This window comes from Pseudomonas sp. DP-17, assembly GCF_022380625.1.
Lineage (GTDB): Bacteria > Pseudomonadota > Gammaproteobacteria > Pseudomonadales > Pseudomonadaceae > Pseudomonas > Pseudomonas nitroreducens_A.
This window is the reverse complement of record NZ_JAKSXG010000004.1, coordinates 426,994-447,507: the sequence shown is the minus strand read 5'-3', so window position 1 is coordinate 447,507 and position 20,514 is coordinate 426,994. Positions and strand designations below refer to the sequence as shown.

Genomic DNA, 20,514 nt, shown 5'->3' with positions numbered 1-20,514 from the left:
CTGCTGGGGTTTGACCACCCCGGAACGGCGGGTCGCCGACCGGGTTCCTTCTGTACATGCCTGGCATCGGTGGTCATGGCTTCGGTACTGCCGATGCAAGCAATTCCTTCAGGACCGCCTCCGGTTCCGCGCGCTGTTGCTGGCGGTACTGGCCGACGTGCCTGACGAACAGGGTGGCGCGGGTGACCAGGCTCTTGCCGATCACCGGCTTGCGATTGAGTTCTTCCTTGATGCGCTGGAACTGCGCCTGGATCACCGCGTCGGTGTAGCGCGTGCCGGTGGCCAGGTTGTCGATGTAGATGGCTACGGCGCCGTTGAGCGCGCTGCTGCCGTTCTCGATGGCCTGGCCGAACAGCTTGGCGCTGGCGGCGTCCTTGGCCTGCTCGGCCTGCTGCTGGCTCTTGCGCAGGTTGGTGAGGCGGATGTTGTAGTTGTTGATGGTTTCAGCCACCAGCGCCGAGGACTGGATCAGGTTGCCGGCAGCCTCTTCGCGCTGCCGGGCGATCAGCGCGACGTTGCGCTTGAGCTCCTCGTTGATCGTGCCCAGTTCGGCCTGCAGGTGCGTGTCGGTGGTCGCGGCGATGATGCCGTCCAGGCGCTGGGTCGGGTCCTGGGTGTCGTCGATGGCATCGGTCAGCCCGGCCAGGCGCCCTTCCTTCTTCCATTGCTCGAAGAGTTCCTGGTAGCGCGAGCGCGGCGCCGACAACGCACCGATGGCCACGCGGAATCCGGTGGTCTCGTTGCGCTGCTCGGTGCCGTCGGGGGCGAACAGCGGGTACTCGCGACGCATGCCGGTGAACAGCGTGCCCTCGCCTTCCAGGTAATTACCGCCCTTGACCACGAAGCCGCCATAGGTGCCCTGCAGGCGACCGGCATGCACCAGCTGGAAGGACTCCTGGACCATCTCGGCAGCATTGCCGATCACATCGAACAGGCCGATCGGATTCGGCTGCCGGGTACCGATGGGCATGAGGCGCGCCGCCTGGCCGGTGCCGCCGGCCACCTGGTTGAACACGGCCCAGTCGGCGAGCGGTCCGTCGTTGTCACTGCCCTCGACCCGGCGCGGGAACAGCCGCGCCTCCAATTCCTGCCGCGATACCGCCTGGGCACCGCGTGCGGCGAACTCCCACTCGACCTCGGTGGGCAGACGGACGAAGCCGAAGCCGCCATCTTCCTCGCTCTTGCCGCGGCCGCTGACCGGCAGGCGGTCGCGCTGGTACTTCATCAGCCAGGCGCTGTACACAGCGGAAAAGCGCTCGGCCTCGAAACGCGACAGCTTCACCTTCGGCAGGCGCCCGGCCACCCCTTCGGGCAGGTTCAGTGTCTCGCAGGCGGGCGCATCCAGCCCCTCGGCCAGCGCCTGGGCCTGGGCCATCACCTGGGCGTACTGGCGCGCGGTCACCTCGTACTTGCCGAGGAAATAGAACATCGGCTTGAGCGGCTCGCCCTTGCCCGCCTTGGGCAACTGGCCGGCGATGGCCTTGCTCCATTCCGCCGGCAGGTCGCCGAGGCTGAACTGGCCGTTGATGTACTCGCGGCGGTAGCCGGAAATGAACGACTGCTTGTAGCCGGGTTCGCCCTCGCTGAACGGATAGCCGAGGTTGACCTCGCGGTCGTCCAGCGCCCCCTTGGCCAGTACGTAGACGTAACGGAACACCATCTGGCCGCCACAGGGCAGCGGCAGCGCCACGTCATCGGCCAGCGGCTTGGGATTGTTCAGCTTGTCGCCCTCCTCGGCCAGCACGAAGGGCGCCGCCAGCAGGGACTGGACGGCAAGGGCAATGGGGGCCAAGGCCAGGACAGCACGGCGCCATTCAGACATCTCTGACTCCTTGAGCAGCATCGATACGGCAGGTCCGCCATCCGCCGAGCAGCGCCGCCAGCAGGCTGGCCGCGAGCACGGCGAGGACGGCAATGAGGTAATGAACGGGCAGCAATTGCGCGGCATGCTCGCCCGGCTGCGCCACGAACAGGTGGTTCAGCCCGCCCTGCGCCAGGCGGTACACCAGCGCCGACAGCAAGGTGGCGAAGGCCGAGCTGTAGAGCGCCTGCAACACCACGAAGGCGAGCAGCGCCGAGGTGCCGAAACCCACCAGCCGCAGCACCGCCAGCTCGCGGCGCTTGCGCTGCACCGCAGCCAGCGCGCCGGCACAGATAGCGGCGAAGGCGCCCGCCAGGGCCAGGGCGGCGATCAGCCAGAAGACCAGCGTCAGGTTGCGCGACAGCGAGCGCACCCGCTCGATGGCGGCGGCCTGGGTGAAGACCTCCACGCCCTGTTTGGCGAAATGCAGGCGCAGCGGTTCGACATCGTCCAGGCTGCGGGCGTACAGCCGGAACGCCGGGTAGATACGCTGCGCGTGATCGCCGGTGGCCTCGCCGGGCCAGCCGAAGGCCTGCACCGCGCGGCCATCGCGGAAATCCTCGGCGGCCTCCAGCAGCGCCGGCGCGGCGAACAACCCATCGCGGCCGAAGGCCCCCAGCGGCAGCACGCCGATCACCTGCACGGCCATCGCACGGGAACTGTCGCGGCCGGCGTTCTGCCGGGTCAGCAGCGCCTGCAATGTGTCGCCGGCGCGCACGCCGAGCTTCTGCGCCGCGGTGTAGCTGAGCAGCACCTCGGTCAACTGCGCGGGCACCGGCAGGCTGCCGAGCAGGGGGTCGCCGGCGGCGGTCGGGATCATCTCGGCGGTCAGCGCCTCGCGGCCGGGCTGCGACAGCTGCACGCTGGCGGCGATCTGCCGGGTGCGCGGCACGGCGAAGGCCACGTCCGGGCGCGCCGCCAGCGCGGCGACGTAAGCCGCATCGAAGCGCCCACCGCCCAGCGGGATGATCTCGCGCACGCTCGGGTCGCGCTGCAGGCGCTCGGTGAGGCTGCCGACCAGGCCGAACTTCAGGCCGAACAGCACCAGCAGCGGCACCAGCACCGCCACCAGGGCGAGCACCGCGCAGGCGGACAGGCGCCAGTCGCTGCGGTAATCCTGCCAGGCCAGGCTGGCGACCAGGAACAGGCGCATCAGGCGTGTTCCTCCAGGGTTGCGCAGACGCCGCCATCAGGCTCGCGCCGGCAATCCAGGCGCAGGACGCGCAGACCGGCCTCGCGCGCGGCCGCCTCGTCGTGGGTCGCAATCACGCAGCAGGCCTGCTGTTCACCCACCTGCTCAAGGAACAGCGCGAGCACCTGGCGGGCGTTGAGCGGGTCCAGCGCGGCGGTCGGCTCGTCGGCCAGCAGCAGTGCCGGTCGGTGCGCCAGGGCGCGGGCGCAACCGACTCGCTGGCGCTGGCCGACCGACAGCTCGGCAGGCTTTTTCTCCAGGTGGTCGTGGATGTCCAGGCGCCGCGCCAGGCGCTCGACGCTGCCGTCATCGGCCAGGCCCAGCAGACGCCGCGGCAGTTCGATATTGCCGCGTACGCTGAGATAACCGAGCAGCCCGCCGGTCTGCAGCACGTAGCCGCAGTGGCGGCTGCGCAGTGCGGCCAGAGTGCTGCGCTGGCCGGCGCGCCAGAGATCGGCAATGGCGTAGACGCCCGCCCCCACCCGCCAGTCGAAGCGCGTCGCCTGTTGCGGCGGAGCCACCAGCGAGAGCAGGTCCAGCAGCGTGCTCTTGCCGCTGCCGCTGGCCCCCACCAGCGCCAGGCGCTGGCCGGGCGCGAGGTCCAGGCACGGCACGTCCAGGCGGAAGCGCTGCGCGCCCTGCCCGCGGACACTGCTCACCCCACGCAGGCTGAGCAGGCTCATGGCAGCGTCGCCAGGGGTACACGGTACAAGGCGTCGCCCGGTTCGGCGGCGCCGAAGCGAACCCAGTTGGCCGTGTCGTTGTGGAAGGTTTCGTACAGCCGGATCTTCGACTCCAGTTCGTCGATGAAGTCCTGCTGCTCGGCCACCGACAGCGACAGCCAGAGGTCCTGGGTCATGGCCAGGACCTTGCTGCGGTACGGCAGGCCGTCGAGGTACTCGCCCAGCAGGCCGCCCTTGGCCAGGTTGCCGCCCTGGCGCAGCGCCGAGGGGTCGCGGCTCATGTAGGCACTGGCGCTGGCGATTTCCTGGAAGAAGTCCTTGGGCGAGGTCTGGGTCTTGCGCGCCGCATCGACGATCAGCTTGAGCGACTGTTGCAGCTCGTTGAGTTGCAGGCGGGTAAGCAGCACGCAGACCTGGAAGGCCGGCAGCGCCGGGTTGCTCAGGTCGCGGTCGGCGGTCCAGGCGCTGACCAGTTGCGGGCTCTGCGCCTGGGTCCTGCGGCCGAGGAAGTCCATGTGCATGGCGTAGCCGATGGCCGCCGACTTCTGCGCAAGACTCGGCGCGCCGTCCAGTTGCGGCGCAGCGCCGGGGGCATTGCCGCGCACCTGGTGGACGAGGTCGGCGAACACGCTGCCGATTTCGTCCAGGCGCTGGCCGAAGCGCTGCACATCGCCCCCTGGCACCGGTACGTAGAGGTCGCCGATGCGCGGGTTGGCGTCGGCGGTCAGGGTGCGGTACTGCTGCTCCGCGGCCGCATGGTTGTTCGCCCCGGCCGGCGTCAGCAGGTGCAGGGCATACAGGTGGATCTGCTTGTTCAGCGCGGCCTGGCGGACTTCGGCCTCGTTCATGCGCGTCGAACTGTAGGGGTCGCTCTTGCGCAGCGCGCCGGCGTCGCTGACCACCAGCACCACCCGGCCGCCGTAGCCGCTCCAGTCCATGCCGTCCACCGCCTGCATGATGCCGGCGAAGGCGTCCTCGTTGAACGAGTGACTGGATACCGTGGTGGCCTTGATCTGCCCGGCCAGTTGCAGGAAGCGCGCGGGGTCGCGGCCTTCCTCCAGCGGGATCAGGGTCCTGCTCAGGTACTCCAGGCCAGGCGTCTTCTGCGTGTTGTTGCGGAAGCCCACCAGGCCGAAGCTGACGCTGTCGAGTTCGCCGCGCTCGGCGAGCTTGCCCTGCAGGCTGCGCACCACCTCGCGGATCTGGTCGATATAGGGCTGCATCGACACCGAGGTGTCCACCACCAGCACGATGCCGGTGCGGAAGGCGTCGGGGGCGGCCGCCTTCAGCGGCTTGCCCTCCAGCGTGCTGGCCGCCTGGCCGCCGGGGTCGATGGAGGCGACCTTGAGCATCTGCACGATCTGCCCGTTGTCATCCATGCTCTCGCGCGACTCGAAGATCGGCAGCAGGTAGAAGCGATCCTGCGCCACCGCGCGGGTTGCCGGCTCCAGGGCCAGCACCTGGCTGTTGTCGCTGGCGTCGGCCTGGGCCTTGCGCAGCAGGCTGCGTGCCGCGTTGGGGTCGGCGATCAGTTGTTCCAGCAAGCTGTCCTGGCGCAGGAACATCACCGGCGCCCGGCCCGAGCGTTCGGTGAACTTGAGCACCAGGCTCTGCTTCCAGTCGGCGCCCTCGCTTGCCGGCAGCCAGCCCAGCGCGCGGCCATCGCTGGCGGCGCTGACCTGCTGCCAGTCCTGGCCCGCCACGCTGCGGCGGGCGTAGACGTACAGCACGGAAAACGCCGGCAACGGCTGGCCGGCGCCCTGCCCCGGCTCGGTATAAAGACGCGCGCCGGGCTTGGCCAGCACGCGCTGATACAGCGTCTTCTTGCCAGGAATGAGCAGCGGGTGAGCGCCTGCCACCGAGTCGTCGGTCGCCCTGGCCTGGGTCGGCAGGCCGGAAGCCTGCGGCTTGTCGCTGGCGAGCGCCTGACTCGGCGCCTTGTCCCTGGCGTTCTGCTGATCAAGAGCCACTGGCGCCTTGGCCGTGCGGCCGAGCCACCAGTAGCCGGCGCCACCGACACCCAGTGCCGCCGCAACGGCGACGGCGAGCAGCGCCAGTACCGGGCCTTTTCGTTGGCCCGATGACGCTTGCCCGGAGGGTGGTTGCGGCGCGCGGGCACCGGCAGCTGCCTGCGGCGTGACCGGGGGTAGCGGCGGTCTTGCCGGCGACGCCTGGGGAATGTCGATGGACACCGCCTGCAAGCCGCCCAGCTCGGTCGGCGTCGGCTTGGCCAGCGGCACCGGGTCCGTGACCACCATGGGGACGACTGGCAGCGGGCGCACCACGGTGGCGTCCAGGTCGGACGCAGGCAGCGCATCGAGAGCGGCGAGCAGCTCGCCGGCGCTGGCGAAGCGTTCGCTCGGCTCCTTGGCCAGCAGGCGCTGCAGCAGGTGCTGGTAACGGCCGTGGTGCAACGGCAGCTCCGGCAGCGGCTGGGTCAGGTGCGCCAGGGCGGTGGACAGCGCATCGGTGCCCAGGTACGGCAGCTCGCCCACGAGGATTTCGTAGAGCACCACGCCGAGCGAATACAGGTCGGCGCGCCCGTCGATGTCCAGGCCGCGCGCCTGCTCGGGGCTCATGTAGTTGGGCGTGCCGACGGCGAAACCGGCCTGGGTGAACTGGGTGCGGTCATCCAGCGATTTGGCGATGCCGAAGTCCGACAGCACGGCGGTGCCGTCCGCGCGGAACAGGATGTTCGCCGGCTTCACGTCACGGTGGATCAGGCCCTGGGCGTGGGCGTAGCCCAGCGCCGAGGCGATCTGCCGGACATAGGCCAGGCCCTGCTCGGGGCTGAGCCCTGCGGCGATGCGTTCGCGCAGGGTGCCGTTGGGCAGGTATTCCATGGCCATGTAGTAGTGCTCGCCGGCGTTGCCGATGTCGTGCACGGTGACGATGTGCGGGTGCGACAGGCGCGCCAGGGTCTTGCCTTCGCGCAGGAAGCGCTCGCAGAAGGAGGCGTCGGCGGCCAGCGCGGGCGCCATGATCTTCAGCGCCACCTTGCGCTCCAGCGAGCGCTGCACGGCCAGGTAGACGGTGGCCATGGCGCCTTCGCCGATCACGCTGTCGATGTCGAAACCGGGGATCTTCAGGTTCATGCCAGGGGTTCGCTTGCCTTGATGACGATGGCGGTGATGTTGTCCGGGGCGCCGCGGGTCAGGCCCAGGTGCACCAGGCTGCGCACCACCTGGTAGGGGTCGGCGTGCCCGAGCACTTCGCGGATCTCGTGGTCCTCGGCGGTACGGGTGAGCCCGTCACTGCACAGCAGCCAGGTGTCGCCGGGGAGGATCTGAACCTCCAGCGCGGACAGTTCGAGCGGGTCCTGCACGCCGATGGCACGGGTGACGATGTTCGCTCGCGGGTGCACCCGCGCCTCGGCCTCGCTGAGCAGGCCGCTGTCCTGCAGCTCCTGCACGTAGCTGTGGTCGCGGGATATCGGGCTCAGCTCGCCGTCGCGCAGACGGTACAGGCGGCTGTCGCCGGCCCACAGGCACAGGCCACGGTCCGCGCGCACGGCCAGCAGCACGACGGTGCTGCCCATCATGCTCAGGCCGCGCTGGCGGGTTTCTTCGCGCACCGCGTCGTTCACCTGGGCCAGGCCCTGGCGCAGCGCCGCCTCGTAGTCCTGCAGCGACCCGGCCGGCGCGATGCGCCGCAGCGAGTCGACGATCAGGCTGCTGACGTAGTCGCCCGCCGCGTGCCCGCCCATGCCGTCGGCAACCACCCAGAGCCCGTCCTCGGGGCGATCCAGGTAGGCGTCCTCGTTGATCTGGCGGACCAGGCCGACATGGCTGTGCGCCGCCGAACGGTAGTCGAGCGTTGCCATCAGCACGACGCCTCCCGGCCCAGCAGGAGCGCCGCGAAGCGCTCGGCGGCCGGCAGCCCGTCGCAGCGCAGCAGACCCGGCGCGACCTGCTCCGAGCCGTTGCCCCACCACAGGCTGGCACCGTCGCAGGCGCGCTCGGCCAAGGCCGCCAGGCGTGCCGGTGCATCCAGCGCCGCCATGCGCTGCGCTGCCGGCAGCGATCCGCAAGCGGCGGCAGGCTGTTGCGGCAGGTCCGGCAATGCCTGCACCGCGGCTTCGAAATCCTCGAAACGCGCGCCCTCCTCCAGCGTGGCCAACAGCGCCGTCTCGACGGCATCGAACCAGCCGTCGGCGGCCTGGGTCGCCGACAGCGACTGGTGCGCAGGCAGCACGATGGCGACAGTCAGGGGGAAGTAGCGCCCGACGCGGTCGATGCTGGGCATCAGCACCCCCGCCGCCGCAGCGCCGCCACAGACGCCCGGCGCCAGGACGAAGCGCCACAACGGGCTGACCAGGTACGCCTGCAACCAGGCCTCGCCCAGTTGCCGCTGGCAGGCCTGCAGACCGGCGGCGAGCCAGGCGTCCCAGGGTTGCTGGAAGCTGGCGGGCAACCCGCGCCCGACGAAGTCGCCGCGGCTGGCGATCTTGCCGTAGAAACCCACTGCCGTCATAGCCGCTCCGGCAGGCTGAAGCCGGCTACCGCGCGGCTCTTGAAGGGATTGAAGGCGCTGTTGGCGCGCAGCTCGTAGGCGATGCTCGCGCTGTCCACGCGCAGGCGCAGGTTGAAGCGATCCGGTGAGCCGCCGCCGACCAGCTCGGACTGGTCGAGCAGGCGGAACCATGCCCACGGGCCTTCGACGGTCAGCGCCGAGCGTCCGCCCGCCGACGGCGGCGACACCGACAGGCGCACGGCGCCGATGCTGTTGGGGTTGGGCCACTGCATGGCCACCGGGCGACTGGGACCGTGGTCGTAGCTCAGCTGCTGGCCGTCCAGGTCGAGCAGGAACTGGCTGACCGAGGCGTCCATGGTCACCGGCTTGAGTTCGAAGCGCACGCTGGGTTGCAGGCCGCCGCCACGGAAATACACGTCGCGGATCAGTGCCGCGCGCTGGAACGTCTGCAGCACGCCCGGCGCGATGCCCAGCTTCTGCGCCGCGCCCGGCTGCCAGCGCCAGGTGGGGCTGGAGGTATCGACGTAGGGTTGCAGGTAGCGGCGGAAGTAGTTGTCCATCACCCCGCCGACGCCGAAGAACTGGCCGAAATCGTCGAGGGTGGCGTCGCGGGAACTGCCCGGCACCAAGGGATAGCGGCCGCTGAGGGACTGCCGCCAGACGTTCACCACCTCGCTGGTCCAGGCCGCGTTCAGCTGGTTGCGCACGCCGCCCATCATGGTGTTGGTGGTCGAGCTGACCACCGACTTGACCAGCCCCTGCACCACCGGCGGCTGACGCTCGGCGGCCAGGCTGACGCGCGCGGCGGCGGCGCTGGCCTGGTTCTTCGCCTCGCCCAGCAGCGCGTCGCCACTGGCGCCGACCATGGCGCTGACCTGCACGTAGAGCGCGTTCATGTCCGCCAGCAGCGCATCGATCGCCATGGACGAACCACCCTCCTGGCTGACCAGTGCGGCGAGGTCGGCAAAGTGTGCGCTGACCGGGTCCTGGCCCGCGGGCTGCGCTGCCGGACCCGCGCCCTCGGGCGCCTGGCCCAGTAGCGAGCCGAGTTTCTGCTTGAGCTGGTCGACGCCGACGTCGGCCTTCTTCACCTGCGCCGCGACGGCCGGGTCAGCCTGCTGCAGGTCGGTTTCATGGGCGACCGCCAGCAACAGCTTCTTCAACGGCGAAGTCGGCCCGGAGATCACCCGCAGCACGTCGGCGGCCTGCGCCACGCTCGTGATGGGCACGAAGTCGATATCGGCCAGCAGCGCATCCCACTGGCGCACGTAGTCCTGGAAATACAGCTGGCGCACTTCGGCGGCCAGGGTCAGGGCGTCCTCGGCGTCGTTCAGCGAATGACCCAGCACCCACTGCTCCTCTGCCAGCACGCCGGCCTGGTTGACGCTGGCCAACAGGAAGGCCTCGCGGTAGCCGCGCAGGGTGAAGAAGCCGCTCAGCGGTTCGGCCAGCGGCTTGCCGCTCTTGCGCACGAACACCAGGGCGGCGTCACGGCCGGCGGCCTCGCTGAGGCGGAAGTCCTGAACGCCTTCGGGCAGCTTCTGGCGCTTGACCCGGTCATACACACGCTGCGCCACCGGCAGGCGTTGCAGTTGCTGGCGCAGCTCGTCGATCAGGCGCTGGTCCAGGCGCGCATCCGGCGGGCGCCGTTCGAACAGGGCCTGCAGGTGCGTGTTCAGCGCCTGGCGCTGCTCCACCGGCAGGTCGCGCGGCAGGCTCTGGTCCCAATCCAGGCTGATCCAGGCCTTGAGGAAGTCCGGGTCGTAGTGCGAACCGTCGCCGAGCATCAGGTAGGCCTTGAGTCCTTCATAGAGGTAGTCCGAGCCGCCCCCGCTGCGCAGTTGCTCCTCGACGCGGCTGACCAGGCGCGGGGCGAAGGTCGCCACCAGCAGGCGGCGGTACACGTTGCCGGCTTCCTCGTCGAGCATGTCGCCCTGGTACAGGCCCAGGCCTTCGGCCATGCCCGGCGGGTCGCCGGCCAGATGGCGCACCGCGTCGAGCAGCGGCAGCACCGCCAGCACGTCTCGCTGGGCCGGGCTCAGGCTGCGTACGCTCTGTTCCAGCGGCGCGGTCTTCTGCCCGACCTGGGCGATGTAGGCCTGGTTGGCGCGGAAGCTGAGCAGCCACAGCGTGCCCACCACCAGTACCAGCGCCACACTGGCGGCCAGCGCGCCGATGGCCACCCATTTGCGCCGCCGCTCGACCTTCGGGTCGACGCCAACCAGGCCGCGCTCGGCGAAGGCGACGTCGGTGAACAGGCGATGGAGGAAATAGCTGCGCCCACTGCCGTTCTGCCGTGCCAGGTGTTGCCGGTCCAGATTCATGCTCTGGGCCATGGCGCCGATCAGGCGGTCGATGGGGCTGCCTTCCTGGGTGCCGCTGGTGAAGTACAGGCCGCGCAGCAGCGCGCGCTCTTCAAAGGCATTGGGCTTGAACACCCCGCCGAGAAACTCCTCGAGCATCGCCTTGAGCGCGGCGAACTGCTGCGGGAAGCCGTAGATCAGGTCGCGCCGTGCGGGGTCGCGCTCCTGCTGCAGGCGCTCGACCAGGCGCTGGTTGAGGCGCTGCTCGAGCGCGGCGAACTCGCTGCCGAAGGCCTGCAGCGGCCCGCCGGCCTGCTGGCCGTCGTCCAGGGCGAAGGTGAAGCCCCACACCTGGGCGCGCGCCTCTCGATCCAGGTCGTCGAAGAACTCCATGAATCCGGGCACCAGGTCGCACTTGGTCAGCATCACGTAGACCGGGAAACGCACGCCCAGCTGGGTATACAGCTCCTGCACCCGCGCGCGGATCGCCACCACGTGGGCCGCGCGCTCCTGCTCGCTGGCCTGCAGCAGGTCCGCCAGGCTGATGGCGATGAACGCGCCATCGATGGGGCGGCGTGGGCGCTCGGTCTTGAGCAGGTCGAGGAAGCCGAGCCAGGCAGCCTTGTCGACCTGGGCATGGCTGTCCTGGGTGGTGTAGCGGCCGGCGGTATCGAGCAGCACGGCCTCATCGGTGAACCACCAGTCGCACTGGCGGGTGCCGCCCACGCCGCGAATGGCGCCGGCGCCCAGTTGCGCTGCGAGCGGGAAGTTCAGGCCTGAATTGACCAGCGCGGTGGTCTTGCCCGAACCCGGCGGGCCGATGATCACGTACCAGGGCAGCTGGTACAGGTTGCGCCGCTCCGCGCCGCCCAGGCGCGCCTTTTTCAGCAGCGCCAGGGCCTCATCCATGCGCTGGCGCAAGGTCGCCAGCTCCTCGGCGGTGGCCACGCTGGCCGCATCCGGCGCGGTCTCGGCGGCCAGGCTGGCGAGCATGCGTCGCTCCTGCCGGCGCGCCTGCAGCAGGCGCCACAGACGCCAGCCGAGCCACAGGCCGAACAGCAGGACGATCAGCGTCCAGCGGCGCCAGGCCGGCACCAGGGCGGTCAGCAGCGGGCCGATGAACCAGATGATCAGGCTCAGGGCGGCCAGCCCGAGCACGGGAATCACCCAGCGGGTGACGAATCCGAACAACGACTTCACTCCACGCCCTCCGCCAGTACCGTGATTTCAACCCGACGGTTCTTCGCCCGTCCCTCGGCGGTGGCATTGGAGGCCACCGGCTCGGTGTCGCTCAGGCCCTCGGCGCTGAAGCGTTGCGGCTGGCCGGTGCGCGCCGCGAGGATCTGCAGCACCTCCTCGGCGCGCGCCCGCGAAAGTGCCCAGTTCGACGGGAAGCGCAGGGTGGCGATGGGACGGTTGTCGCTGTGGCCGGTAATGCGCACCTGGCCGTTGATCCTGCCGATGGCGTCGGCGATGCGCCCCATCAGCGGCTGGAAATCGTCCTTGATGCTGGCGCTGCCGGAGGCGAACAGTTCGTCACCGCGGATGGTCACCACCGAGCGATCGACACCGTCCTGCACGGCCACGCGGTTGGCGCGGATATCCTCGGCCAGGAAGGTCGCCAGGCGCGGACGCTCCACCACGCGCGGCTTGACTACCGCGGGTTCGATGCTCTGCACCGGTACTTCACCTAGTGCGTGGATCTGCCGGAACACCGGCTCGGCGTCGGCGGCGAGCTTCAGGCGCAGGCCGAACAGCAGCAGCAACAGCAACGCCAGCGCCATGGCCAGGCCGACCCACGGCGGCACCAGGCGCGACAGGCGATCGGGCATGACCTGCACGCCCTGCCAGTGCGGCGACAACTCGCGTTCACGCTCGCCGCGCACGCTCCGCAGGGTCGCGGCGGTGCGCTCGCGCAGCGCTTCGAGCTGGCTGCGGCCGTCGTGCATCACCCGGTAGCGGCCTTCGAAGCCCAGGCTCATGCAGAGGTACAGGAGCTCCAGCAGATCGATGCGCTCGCGCGGGCTCTGCAGGCAATGCTCCAGCAGCTGGAACACCTTTTCGCCGCCCCAGGCCTCGTTGTGCACGGTGATCAGCAGGCTCTGCTTGCCCCATTCGCTCGCGCTGCCCCAGGGCGTGCTGAGCACTGCCTCGTCCAGCGCGGTGCACAGCGCGTAACGCGCCAGCAACACTTCGTTGCGGGCGACGCCGGCGGCCTCGGCGCGCTGTTCGAACTGGCGCAGGTAGCCCAGCAGTTGCGCGCGCAGGCTGGCCGGTGCCGGGTGCGCCAGGGTGCTGCGCAGGCGGGTCAGCAGGCTGAGCAGCGACCCGGCGGCCTGTTCCAGCGGGTTCATGCCCTGGGCCTGCCCCGCCGGCAAGGGCGCAGCCGCTACCGGCAGCGGTGCGGCAGGCGCTGGCGCGGCGGGCTGCGGCGCGCGGCCACCGGGCCGCGGCATGAACTGGGTGCGGTCGTTGCCCAGCGGATTGGGGCTGGCGTTGCTGCTCGGCCAATCGTCGTTGTTGACGCTCATCGCTTATCCCCGGATCGCCCAGAAGGCCAGGTTCAGGCCGGGGAAGTCACCGGCGACATGGAAGGCGAAGCCACCGGATTGCGCCAGTTGCTTCCAGTGCTCGCTGCCACGGTCGAGCTCGTAGTAGGTGGAGCCGGCGTGGAAGGGAATCTGCCGCGGGGCTACCGGTAACGGCAGCAGGCCGATGCCGGGGAGCTGCAGGTTGACCAGGTCGCGGATGTGCTCCACCGAGCCGATCTTGCTCTGCTGGCCGAACCGGCCGCGCAGGGTTTCCGCGGGCATGTCGGCGCGCACCACGAGGACGAAACTCGCCGTGTCCAGCAGGCTGCGATCGGCGAGCAGGCCGACGTGGATGCCGTAGGCCTTTTCGACCAGCGGGATCGGCACCGCCTTGCTGTCGATGAGCATCGACAGCGCCTCGCGCAGGGCCTGCATGACCGGGGTGAAGCTCATCACCAGGTCGTCGTGCTGGTACACCGGGAACTGCGCCGGGCGGCGCTCGGCGCTGGAAAAAGTGGCGAACTCGCCGGCCAGGGCCAGCAGTTCGCTGAACAGGCGCTCCGGATGCAACGGCGTGATGCGCGCCAGGTGCGCCACCAGCGGTTCGGCGCGGTTGACCAGTTGCAGCAACATGAAGTCGGCGATTTCCGAAGCACCGCCGGCGCTGGAGGCAACCACCCGGCCGGCCAGCGCTTCACCGCGCTGATGGAGCAGGCCCAGCAGCTCGCTGCGAAAAGCGGCCAGCGGCTTGCTCACGCTGACGTCCAGCAGCGGCGGTATGTACTGCTCGTCCAGCACCAGGGAGCGGTCGGCGCGTTTTTCCTGAACCCGCGCCACACCCAGCGCGGCGTAGTCGTGCAGGCCGTCCGCGGCGGTGAGCAGGCGCAGCGCGCGCTCGCCCACCGCGACCGGAATGCGGCTCTCGAAGGCGGCGTTGTCGTCGCGCACCTCGCGCACCTGGCTGCGGTAGCGCGCACCACCGGCGGGCTCGCCCGCCTCCACCGTGTCGCGCACGCCGGAGCGGCGCAGCGGCAGGGCGAGGTAGATCACCCCATCGCGCAGGCCGTCCTCGATATCCAGCGGTTCGGGAGCGACGTCTTCCTGGGGAATGTTGAACGGCGTGCCGTCAGGCAGCAGGCCACGCGCCGTGACGATGGCCAGCTTGCCCTGGGCCAGCAGGCCGGCGTCGAGCTGAAGTTCCGAAAAGCCCCAGCCGGCGGCGGACAGCGGCCGGCTGCGGGCGTCGATGAGGCTTTCCAGGTAGCGGTCGTGCTGCTGGAAATGCTGGGTGCCGATGAACATGCCTTCCGACCAGATCACGCGGTTGTTCCAGGACATAGGGGCTCCGTTTAGCGAGTGTCGGGACGGGAAGGTCGTTCGAGGGCCACCACCCGAACGGCGTTGGCGCCCAGTTCGACGCGGTAGCGGCTCGCTTGCCCGGCAAGGGGCTGGAGCACGCTGCGCCATTGCGCGCGGTCGAGGTCGCGGTAACCGACCATCAGCGCCACCTGGCGGGTGGCGGGTTCCAGGCGGCGGGTCAGCTCGCGCTGTTCGCCCGGCTGCAGCAGCCAGTCTTCCTGGGCAACGAGATCAGCGCCCAGGACGCTGGCGGCCTGTTCGGCGAGGCTGAAGTAGTCGGCGCGTTCGAAGAGCGCGGCACTGCGCAGCTCCAGCAGGCGCACGCGCACCGGGGCACTGTGGCCGTCAGGGGTGGGGTTGAGGCGGCTGTCGGCCTGCACCAGCAGCGTCAGGCGGGTGCCCTCCTCCGGCGCCGGCGACACGCTGGGCGTATCGCTGGAACAGCCACTGCACAGCAGGGCCAGGCCCGCCGCCAGTAAAACCTTTCGAATCATCCTTGTTCCTCGGTAACGCGCTTGTTTCTTCCCTGATCGACCGGCCTAGGGGTGGCGCAGGCGGGCGATGTGTTGCTCGTAGGCGCGGCCGAATTCACGGCCGAACAGATCCTGGAAATCGTCTTCGGCTTCCCGTGACAGGGTCGCGTACAACTCGACGAACTGCTGCCAGCTCTGCGCCTGGCGGGCGCCCGGCAACAGGCTCGACAGCCCGCCGCCCTTGCCCATTCGCGCCTCCAGGGCGTGAGGTTCGAAGCGGGCCAGCAGGTGCTTGATTGCGGCCTCGACCCCGGCCATCACTGCCAGTTGGTGCGCACGCAGGTCGTCGAAACCATCGCGCACCGCCTGGTCGGCCGGCATGAACGCCGGGCTGCCGCCGCGCAGCAGCAGGAGCAGCGCCTCGTCGGCATTGGGAGCGAACTTCAGCGGGTTGTTCTCCACCGGGCGCACCAGGGTCTGCTGCATGCGGAACTCGCCCTTCAGGCTGCTGCGCGCACGCAATACGTCGATCAGCCCCTCCACCATCAGCCGGTAGCTGCGCCCGATGGCTTCCATCTGCGCAGCGGCCTGCCGATTGTCCAGGCGCAGGCGCTCGAGGCCGGCGCCGCGCAGGAAGGCCTGCAGCAGCTCGTCGTGGTTTTCCGCCGGGGCGGAGCTTGTCGCGAGAGGTGCTTGCTCGGTCACCGCAACCGGCGCGGCAGGTCGCTCGACCGGCGGCACGTCGGCGGGTTGCAATGGCTCAGGAATGGACACGCCCAATGGCGGCGCCGGCTCGAACGTAGCAAAGGGATTGCCTGCTGCGGGTGTTTCGCCCAGCAGGTCCCAGTCCTCGGGGATCAGGCCGCCACCCGCGCCCGGCAGCTGGGGTACGCCGGGCGCTGGCGTGGGCATGGCCGGGGGCGGCGGCAGGGTTGCCGCGGGCGGACGGAAATCGTGGCGCTCCGCCGGCACATGGTCGGATACCGGCGCAGGGCTTGGCGTCGAGGGGGCGAGAAAATCGAACAGGTCGGGCAGGGTTTCCTGCGGGGAAACGCCCTGCAGATGCGCCGATGCCGATGGGCTGAATGGGGTATCCGGGATCGGCGCGGGGGCCGACTGGTGGGCGGCCATCAGCGCCTCGAAGCTGTTCGCCGAGTCCGCCGCGGCAAAGGGCGAAGCGCCTTGCGTCAGGCCGGCCTCGATGCGCGCCTGGATCTCGTACTCACCGATACGGATAACTTCGCCATCTTCCAGAAGTTCACTGCTGCCACGGCGCATGCGCACTCCGGCATTGACCAGTTCGACGCCGTTCGTGCTGTTATCGGTAAGGAAGTAGCGCCCATCCTTATATTGAATGAGACAATGTCGCGAAGACACGAGGCGCGCAGGGTCCGGCAATACCCAGTCATTATCGGAATTGCGGCCAATTGCCATCACACCGGTATCCAAAGTCATTTCGGGACATTGGCCGGGGGTGATCTTGTGATAACTGGTGATGGTCAAACGCAGCGCCATGTAGCCTCCCTGCCTGCTTCGCTTCCCGTCGTCCCATCCAGGGACAACCCAACCCTCATGCGGGTTCCACACTTTTTTCCTACAAGCGCGAACCCTTGATTCTGAAGGGCTGACGGCGGAAACCGCGCGATCTTATCCTTGCTTCCCGTGGCCGGCAAACACGAATCGCCGAGGAACTTCTCGACTCTTTGGTACGGGTCACAACTGCAGTAACGAGTAAATAGCTTACCTTGACAACAGCAACTACTAAACCAAAAATGGCTACTTCATCGCAAATATGTGATGGCTCAGTGATATTAACTGAGGGCAACTTCCCACAGAAATAACATGGAAACTTCTGGGGACTTTGTCGGCCAAATCCACACCGATAGGGAGATCGACTACTGTGGATGGATCGCTTTTGCTCGCCTCAATTTCAGAGAGCGCACCCTGTGGCGTTGACCTGGAATACGACAGCGAATTCCTGCAACTCGAACGCGATGCCCAGGGGCGCCCAGAGCGCAGCATGGGTGACGTGGTTCAGGCCGCCGAGCCGCCGGACTGGCGCGCCATCGAGCAGGCCAGCAGCAGCCTGCTGCAACGCAGCAAGGACCTGCGCATCACCCATTTTCTCGTGCAGAGCAGCCTGGCGCTGGAAGGTCTGGAAGGCCTCGCGGCTCGCCTGACGCTGGTCAGCGAACTGCTCTCGCGCTACTGGGCCGAACTCTATCCGCGCCTGGACGCCGACGATGACAACGACCCCACCGTGCGGGTCAACACCCTCGCCGGCCTGACCTGCGACACCAACCTCGCCTTGCTGCGCAATGCCGTGCTGCTGCGCTCGCGCGTGTTCGGCACGGTGACGCTGCGCGCCGCGCTCAACGCCGCCGGCCTGCTCCCGGCCAGCGACGAAGCCCTGAGCGCCGATGAGCTCAATGGCGCCCTGCGCGACAGCGACCCGGCAGAACTCGAAGCCACCCGCGCGGCGATCCAGAGCGCGCTGGAGGCCGCCCAGGCCATCGAACGCCAGGTCGCCGAGCAGGTCGGTTCCGATCGCGGCGTCGACCTGCAGCCCCTGCGCCAGCCGCTGAAACTGGCCCTGCAGGTGCTCGGCGACAGCACGCAGCCCACAGCTGACGGCATCGACGAGGCGGCGCCGCAGCAACCCCATGCCGACACCGCGGCTGCCGCGCCGAGCGCGCCCCCCGCCAGCGGCGAAATCCGCAACCGCGACGATGTGCGTCGCAGCCTTGACCGGCTGCTGGAGTACTACGCCCGCCACGAGCCTTCCAGCCCCCTGCCCGTGCTGCTCAATCGGGCGCGGACGCTGGTCGATGCGGACTTTGCCAGCATCGTGCGCAACCTGATTCCCGACGGCATCAGTCAGTTCGAAAACCTGCGCGGCCCCGACGCGGACCAGGCCTGACCGGCCAGGAAACGGGATCACGCGTAATCGATGACGGCCCGCGGGCCGACACGCAGCGTCGCGTCAGGCGACCAGGAGAGAAGCCATGTCCAGCAACAGCAGTTCCCAGAAGTTCATCGCACGCAATCGTGCCCCGCGGGTACAGATCGAATACGACGTCGAGCTCTATGGCGCCGAGAAGAAGGTCCAGCTGCCCTTCGTCATGGGCGTGATGGCCGACCTCACCGGCAAGCCGGCCGAGCCCCTGGCTCCGGTGGCCGAGCGCAAGTTCCTGGAGATCGACGTCGACAACTTCGACTCGCGCCTCAAGGCCATGAAGCCGCGCGTGGCGTTCAATGTCCCCAACGAGCTGACCGGCGAAGGCAACCTGAGCGTCGACATCACGTTCCAGAGCATGGACGACTTCAGCCCGGCGGCCGTGGCGCGCCAGGTGGACTCGCTCAAGCAACTGCTGGAGGCACGCACCCAGCTGGCCAACCTGCTGACCTACATGGACGGCAAGACCGGCGCCGAGGAAATCATCATGAAGGCCATCCAGGACCCTGCCCTGCTGCAGGCCCTGGCCAGCGCGCCGAAACCCCAGGACAACGAGCCCCAGGCCTGATCAGAGGAGGATCACCATGAGCGAGATGATGCGTGAAGAGCAGGCCATCCAGGCGGCCGGCGAGCAGACCAGCGAATTCGCCAGCCTGCTGATGCAGGAGTTCAAACCCAAGACCGAGCGTGCCCGCGAAGCGGTGGAAACCGCCGTGCGCACCCTGGCCGAGCAGGCCCTGGCGCAGACCGACCTGATCTCCAACGATGCGATCAAGTCCATCGAGTCGATCATCGCCGCCATCGATGCCAAGCTCACCGCCCAGGTCAACCAGATCATCCACCACGCCAACTTCCAGCAGGTGGAAAGCGCCTGGCGCGGGCTGCATTACCTGGTGACCAACACCGAGAGCGACGAGCAGCTGAAGATCCGCGTGCTCAACATCGCCAAGCCCGAGTTGCACAAGACCCTGAAGAAATTCAAGGGCACCGCGTGGGACCAGAGCCCGGTGTTCAAGAAGCTGTACGAGGAAGAATACGGCCAGTTCGGCGGCGAGCCCTACGGCTGCCTGGTGGGCGACTACTACTTCGACCAGTCGCCGCCGGACGTCGAGCTGCTCGGCGAGCTGTCCAAGGTCTGCGCGGCGATGCACGCGCCGTTCATCTCCGCCGCCTCGCCCACCGTGCTGGGCATGGGCTCCTGGCAGGAGCTGTCGAACCCGCGCGACCTGACCAAGATCTTCACCACCCCCGAATACGCGGGCTGGCGCTCGCTGCGCGAGTCCGAGGATTCGCGCTACATCGGCCTGACCATGCCGCGCTTCCTGGCGCGCCTGCCCTACGGCGCGAAGACCGACCCGGTGGAAGCCTTCGCCTTCGAAGAAAACACCGACGGCGCCGACAGCAGCAAGTACACCTGGGCCAACGCCGCCTACGCCATGGCCGTGAACATCAACCGCTCGTTCAAGCACTACGGCTGGTGCTCTCGCATCCGCGGCGTGGAATCGGGCGGCGAAGTGCCGAACCTGCCGGCGCACACCTTCCCCACCGACGACGGTGGCGTGGACATGAAGTGCCCCACCGAGATCGCCATTTCCGACCGCCGCGAGGCGGAGCTGGCGAAGAACGGCTTCATGCCGCTGCTGCACAAGAAGAACACCGACTTTGCCGCATTCATCGGCGCGCAGTCCCTGCAGAAGCCGGCCGAGTACGACGACCCGGACGCCACCGCCAACGCCAACCTGGCCGCGCGCCTGCCCTACCTGTTCGCGACCTGCCGCTTCGCGCATTACCTCAAGTGCATCGTTCGCGACAAGATCGGCTCCTTCAAGGAGAAGGACGAGATGCAGCGCTGGTTGCAGGACTGGATCCTCAACTACGTCGATGGCGACCCGGCGCACTCCACCGAGACCACCAAGGCCCAGCACCCGCTGGCCGCCGCCGAAGTGGTGGTCGAGGAAGTCGAGGGCAACCCCGGCTACTACAACTCCAAGTTCTTCCTGCGTCCGCACTATCAGCTCGAAGGGCTGACAGTGTCGCTGCGGCTGGTTTCCAAACTGCCGTCGGCCAAGGGCGCCTGATCGGGCGCGACGCGGGTTCTGCAAAGCGGCGCCGTCGGAACGGCGCCGTCCCTGACACCTTCCATTCGGTCACTGCACCACAGGAGAAAACATGGCTGTCGATATCTTCATCAAGATCGGCGACATCAAGGGCGAGTCGATGGACAAGACTCACAAGGACGAAATCGACGTACTGAACTGGAGCTGGGGCATGACCCAATCCGGCAACATGCACGTCGGCGGTGGCGGTGGCGCGGGCAAGGTATCCATCCAGGACCTGACCCTGACCAAGTACGTCGACAAGGCCACCCCGAACCTGATGATGCACTGCTCCAGCGGCAAGCACATCGACAAGGCCGTGCTGACCGTGCGCAAGGCGGGCGGCGACAACCAGGTCGAGTACCTGATCATCACCCTGCAGGAAGTGCTGGTCACCTCGCTGCACACCGGTGGCTCGGGCGGCGATGACCGCATCACCGAGACCGTCTCGCTGAACTTCGGCCAGGTCTCGGTGGACTACCAGCCGCAGAAAGCCGACGGCGGCAAGGACGGCGGTCCGATCAAGTACGGCTGGAACATCCGCCAGAACGTCAAGAAGTAAGCCTGCATGCCCCCGTCGCCTGAGC

Annotated in this window: 15 protein-coding genes; 4 read left to right on the top strand and 11 right to left on the bottom strand. The window is 68.6% G+C overall.

Annotated elements, in window-relative coordinates; genetic code table 11:
- Positions 1-73: 73 nt before the first annotated feature.
- The 11 genes from MJ122_RS11355 to tagH are packed head-to-tail and all read right to left on the bottom strand — an operon-like array spanning position 74 to position 16,390.
- Positions 74-1,822: an SUMF1/EgtB/PvdO family nonheme iron enzyme gene (locus MJ122_RS11355; protein WP_239744222.1), complete on the bottom strand. Its 1,749-nt coding sequence runs from the start codon at positions 1,820-1,822 to the stop codon at positions 74-76.
- Entirely contained in the window at positions 1,815-3,014 is a 1,200-nt protein-coding gene (locus tag MJ122_RS11350; protein WP_239744221.1) for an FtsX-like permease family protein, read from the bottom strand. The genes MJ122_RS11355 and MJ122_RS11350 overlap by 8 nt, the downstream gene beginning before the upstream one ends.
- Entirely contained in the window at positions 3,014-3,730 is a 717-nt protein-coding gene (locus MJ122_RS11345) for an ABC transporter ATP-binding protein (protein WP_275590661.1), read from the bottom strand. The genes MJ122_RS11350 and MJ122_RS11345 overlap by 1 nt, the downstream gene beginning before the upstream one ends.
- Positions 3,731-3,732: 2 nt before the next feature.
- Positions 3,733-6,831, bottom strand: a complete 3,099-nt coding sequence (locus tag MJ122_RS11340; RefSeq protein WP_239744219.1) for a serine/threonine-protein kinase — start codon at positions 6,829-6,831, stop codon at positions 3,733-3,735.
- Positions 6,828-7,559, bottom strand: coding sequence for a protein phosphatase 2C domain-containing protein (locus MJ122_RS11335; RefSeq protein WP_088417591.1), 732 nt, complete (start codon positions 7,557-7,559; stop codon positions 6,828-6,830). The genes MJ122_RS11340 and MJ122_RS11335 overlap by 4 nt, the downstream gene beginning before the upstream one ends.
- Positions 7,559-8,209 (bottom strand): type VI secretion system-associated protein TagF, encoded by a 651-nt coding sequence (tagF, locus tag MJ122_RS11330; RefSeq protein WP_239744218.1) that lies wholly within the window; start codon positions 8,207-8,209, stop codon positions 7,559-7,561. Before tagF ends, MJ122_RS11335 begins: the two co-directional genes overlap by 1 nt.
- Positions 8,206-11,712, bottom strand: a complete 3,507-nt coding sequence (gene tssM, locus MJ122_RS11325; RefSeq protein WP_239744217.1) for a type VI secretion system membrane subunit TssM — start codon at positions 11,710-11,712, stop codon at positions 8,206-8,208. The genes tagF and tssM overlap by 4 nt, the downstream gene beginning before the upstream one ends.
- Entirely contained in the window at positions 11,709-13,043 is a 1,335-nt protein-coding gene (locus tag MJ122_RS11320) for a DotU family type VI secretion system protein (protein WP_239744216.1), read from the bottom strand. Before MJ122_RS11320 ends, tssM begins: the two co-directional genes overlap by 4 nt.
- A 3-nt stretch (positions 13,044-13,046) precedes the next feature.
- Complete coding sequence (tssK, locus tag MJ122_RS11315; RefSeq protein ID WP_239744215.1) at positions 13,047-14,381, bottom strand: type VI secretion system baseplate subunit TssK; 1,335 nt, start codon at positions 14,379-14,381, stop codon at positions 13,047-13,049.
- Between the two features lie 11 nt (positions 14,382-14,392).
- Positions 14,393-14,896: a type VI secretion system lipoprotein TssJ gene (gene tssJ / locus MJ122_RS11310; protein WP_239744214.1), complete on the bottom strand. Its 504-nt coding sequence runs from the start codon at positions 14,894-14,896 to the stop codon at positions 14,393-14,395.
- Between the two features lie 45 nt (positions 14,897-14,941).
- Entirely contained in the window at positions 14,942-16,390 is a 1,449-nt protein-coding gene (tagH, locus tag MJ122_RS11305) for a type VI secretion system-associated FHA domain protein TagH (protein WP_239744213.1), read from the bottom strand.
- 385 nt (positions 16,391-16,775) lie between these two features.
- On the opposite strand from tagH, the gene tssA reads away from it, so the two are divergent.
- From tssA to MJ122_RS11285, 4 genes are all read left to right on the top strand, one after another.
- Entirely contained in the window at positions 16,776-17,795 is a 1,020-nt protein-coding gene (gene tssA, locus MJ122_RS11300; RefSeq protein WP_239744212.1) for a type VI secretion system protein TssA, read from the top strand.
- Positions 17,796-17,880: 85 nt separating this feature from the next.
- Positions 17,881-18,399, top strand: a complete 519-nt coding sequence (gene tssB, locus MJ122_RS11295) for a type VI secretion system contractile sheath small subunit (RefSeq protein ID WP_017518696.1) — start codon at positions 17,881-17,883, stop codon at positions 18,397-18,399.
- 16 nt (positions 18,400-18,415) lie between these two features.
- The gene (gene tssC, locus MJ122_RS11290) at positions 18,416-19,909 is read left to right on the top strand and encodes a type VI secretion system contractile sheath large subunit (protein ID WP_239744211.1); all 1,494 of its coding nucleotides are present in this window, start codon (positions 18,416-18,418) and stop codon (positions 19,907-19,909) included.
- 91 nt (positions 19,910-20,000) lie between these two features.
- Complete coding sequence (locus tag MJ122_RS11285) at positions 20,001-20,489, top strand: type VI secretion system tube protein Hcp (protein WP_088417279.1); 489 nt, start codon at positions 20,001-20,003, stop codon at positions 20,487-20,489.
- Positions 20,490-20,514: the final 25 nt, after the last annotated feature.

Coding starts and splice junctions, on each gene's coding strand:
- MJ122_RS11355 (WP_239744222.1), bottom strand. CDS start 1,822: ATGTCTGAATGGCGCCGTGCTGTCCTGGCCTTGGCCCCCATTGCCCTT.
- MJ122_RS11350 (WP_239744221.1), bottom strand. CDS start 3,014: ATGCGCCTGTTCCTGGTCGCCAGCCTGGCCTGGCAGGATTACCGCAGC.
- MJ122_RS11340 (WP_239744219.1), bottom strand. CDS start 6,831: ATGAACCTGAAGATCCCCGGTTTCGACATCGACAGCGTGATCGGCGAA.
- MJ122_RS11335 (WP_088417591.1), bottom strand. CDS start 7,559: ATGGCAACGCTCGACTACCGTTCGGCGGCGCACAGCCATGTCGGCCTG.
- tagF (WP_239744218.1), bottom strand. CDS start 8,209: ATGACGGCAGTGGGTTTCTACGGCAAGATCGCCAGCCGCGGCGACTTC.
- MJ122_RS11320 (WP_239744216.1), bottom strand. CDS start 13,043: ATGAGCGTCAACAACGACGATTGGCCGAGCAGCAACGCCAGCCCCAAT.
- tssK (WP_239744215.1), bottom strand. CDS start 14,381: ATGTCCTGGAACAACCGCGTGATCTGGTCGGAAGGCATGTTCATCGGC.
- tssJ (WP_239744214.1), bottom strand. CDS start 14,896: ATGATTCGAAAGGTTTTACTGGCGGCGGGCCTGGCCCTGCTGTGCAGT.
- tagH (WP_239744213.1), bottom strand. CDS start 16,390: ATGGCGCTGCGTTTGACCATCACCAGTTATCACAAGATCACCCCCGGC.
- tssB (WP_017518696.1), top strand. CDS start 17,881: ATGTCCAGCAACAGCAGTTCCCAGAAGTTCATCGCACGCAATCGTGCC.
- tssC (WP_239744211.1), top strand. CDS start 18,416: ATGAGCGAGATGATGCGTGAAGAGCAGGCCATCCAGGCGGCCGGCGAG.
- MJ122_RS11285 (WP_088417279.1), top strand. CDS start 20,001: ATGGCTGTCGATATCTTCATCAAGATCGGCGACATCAAGGGCGAGTCG.